Origin of the sequence: Caulobacter sp. UNC358MFTsu5.1 (assembly GCF_000712075.1) — a bacterium.
In the GTDB taxonomy this organism is placed as follows: Bacteria; Pseudomonadota; Alphaproteobacteria; order Caulobacterales; family Caulobacteraceae; genus Caulobacter.
In genome coordinates this window covers 1-2,500 of the sequence record NZ_JONW01000005.1, presented here as the reverse complement: position 1 = coordinate 2,500, position 2,500 = coordinate 1, and the positions used below count along the sequence as shown (strand labels likewise).

At 54.7% G+C, this 2,500-nt stretch carries 1 tRNA gene and 2 rRNA genes (1 of these 3 cut by a window edge); all 3 read left to right on the top strand.

Annotated features, from left to right (window positions below):
- A 23S ribosomal RNA gene (locus BR39_RS0102095) occupies positions 1-2,126 on the top strand (it extends 663 nt beyond the left edge of the window).
- 101 nt (positions 2,127-2,227) lie between these two features.
- Positions 2,228-2,342, top strand: a 5S ribosomal RNA gene (rrf, locus tag BR39_RS0102090).
- A gap of 79 nt (positions 2,343-2,421) precedes the next feature.
- Positions 2,422-2,498, top strand: a tRNA-Met gene (locus BR39_RS0102085).
- Positions 2,499-2,500: the final 2 nt, after the last annotated feature.

The window sequence follows — 2,500 nt, the reverse complement described above, 5'->3', positions numbered from 1 at the left end:
CGAAAGCGAGTCTGAATAGGGCGAATAAGTACGTCGCATGACGACCCGAAACCAGGTGATCTATCCATGAGCAGGTTGAAGGTAAGGTAACACTTACTGGAGGACCGAACCGGTGAATGTTGAAAAATTCTCGGATGACTTGTGGATAGGGGTGAAAGGCCAATCAAACCTGGACATAGCTGGTTCTCCGCGAAAACTATTTAGGTAGTGCGTCAGACGGACTCCTCGGGGGGTAGAGCACTGAATGGATGCGGGCGGAGCGATCTGTACCAATTCTAATCAAACTCCGAATACCCGAGAGAGATATCTGGCAGACACACGGCGGGTGCTAACGTCCGTCGTGAAAAGGGAAACAACCCTAACCATCATCTAAGGCCCCCAAGTTCTGGCTAAGTGGGAAACGATGTGGGATTGCTTTGACAACCAGGATGTTGGCTTAGAAGCAGCCATCATTTAAAGAAAGCGTAACAGCTCACTGGTCAAGCGATCCTGCGCGGAAAATGTAACGGGGCTCAAGCCAGACGCCGAAGGTATGGGTTTGCTCTATGAGCAAGCGGTAGCGGAGCGTTCCGTAAGCCGGTGAAGGTGAGGCGCGAGCCTTGCTGGAGGTATCGGAAGTGAGAATGCTGACATGAGTAGCGATAAAGAGTGTGAGAGACACTCTCGCCGAAAGCCCAAGGGTTCCTGCGTAAAGCTAATCTGCGCAGGGTTAGTCGGCCCCTAAGGCGAGGCCGAAAGGCGTAGTCGATGGGAATCAGGTGAATATTCCTGAACCAGTTGGAAGTGACGGATCTGGTAAATTGTTCGGGCTTATTGGATTGCTCCGGGCAGTGAACAGGTCCCTGGAAATAACTCCAACGGAGACCGTACCCGAAACCGACACAGGTGGGCAGGTAGAGTATACCAAGGCGCTTGAGAGAACTATGCTGAAGGAACTCGGCAAATTGCACGCGTAACTTCGGGATAAGCGTGACTCTTCTTTGGGCAACCAGAAAAGAGTGGCACAGGCCAGGGGGTAGCGACTGTTTATCAAAAACACAGGGCTCTGCGAAGCCGCAAGGCGACGTATAGGGTCTGACGCCTGCCCGGTGCCGGAAGGTTAAAAGGAGTGGTGCAAGCTGCGAATTGAAGCCCCGGTAAACGGCGGCCGTAACTATAACGGTCCTAAGGTAGCGAAATTCCTTGTCGGGTAAGTTCCGACCTGCACGAATGGCGTAACGACTTCCCCACTGTCTCCAGCATAGGCTCAGCGAAATTGAATTCCCCGTGAAGATGCGGGGTTCCCGCGGTCAGACGGAAAGACCCTATGAACCTTTACTGCAGCTTCGCCTTGGCGTTAGCAGCAACATGTGTAGGATAGGTGGGAGGCTATGAAACCGGGGCGCCAGTTCCGGTGGAGCCATCCTTGAAATACCACCCTTATTGTTGCTGACGTCTAACCGCGGCCCGTTATCCGGGTCCGGGACATGGCGTGGCGGGCAGTTTGACTGGGGCGGTCGCCTCCCAAAGTGTAACGGAGGCGCGCGATGGTGGGCTCAGACCGGTCGGAAATCGGTCGTCGAGTGCAATGGCATAAGCCCGCCTGACTGCGAGACTGACAAGTCGAGCAGAGACGAAAGTCGGCCATAGTGATCCGGTGGTCCTGCGTGGAAGGGCCATCGCTCAACGAATAAAAGGTACTCTAGGGATAACAGGCTGATTTTGCCCAAGAGTCCATATCGACGGCAAAGTTTGGCACCTCGATGTCGGCTCATCACATCCTGGGGCTGGAGCAGGTCCCAAGGGTTCGGCTGTTCGCCGATTAAAGTGGTACGTGAGCTGGGTTCAGAACGTCGTGAGACAGTTTGGTCCCTATCTGCCGTGGGTGTACGAGACTTGAGAGGATCTGTCCCTAGTACGAGAGGACCGGGATGGACACACCTCTGGTGGACCTGTCATGGCGCCAGCTGTGCAGCAGGGTAGCTAAGTGTGGAATAGATAACCGCTGAAAGCATCTAAGCGGGAAACTAACCTCAAAACAAGGTCTCGCTGAGAGCCGTGGAAGACCACCACGTTGATAGGCCGGGTGTGGAAGCGCTGTGAGGCGTGTAGCTTACCGGTACTAATAGCTCGATAGGCTTGATCGTTCTTCAGTCAAACCCATGACTGCTTTACAAGACATGCGATGTCTTCTTCACAACAATGCTCGGGTCGCCACAAAGCGACCCGACAGCATCCTTTTTGCTGACCTGGTGGCTATGCCGGGGGTTCCCCACCCGATCCCATTCCGAACTCGGTCGTTAAGTCCCCCAGGGCCAATGGTACTTCGTCTCAAGGCGCGGGAGAGTAGGTCGCCGCCAGGTCCGCTAAAAGGATGCTTCGTTTGAGCGCACGCTCCAAAGTCCAAACCCTACCACACGATCACATCACTACCCTCTTCGCCGCGGGGTGGAGCAGCCCGGTAGCTCGTCAGGCTCATAACCTGAAGGTCACAGGTTCAAATCCTGTCCCCGCACCCAAG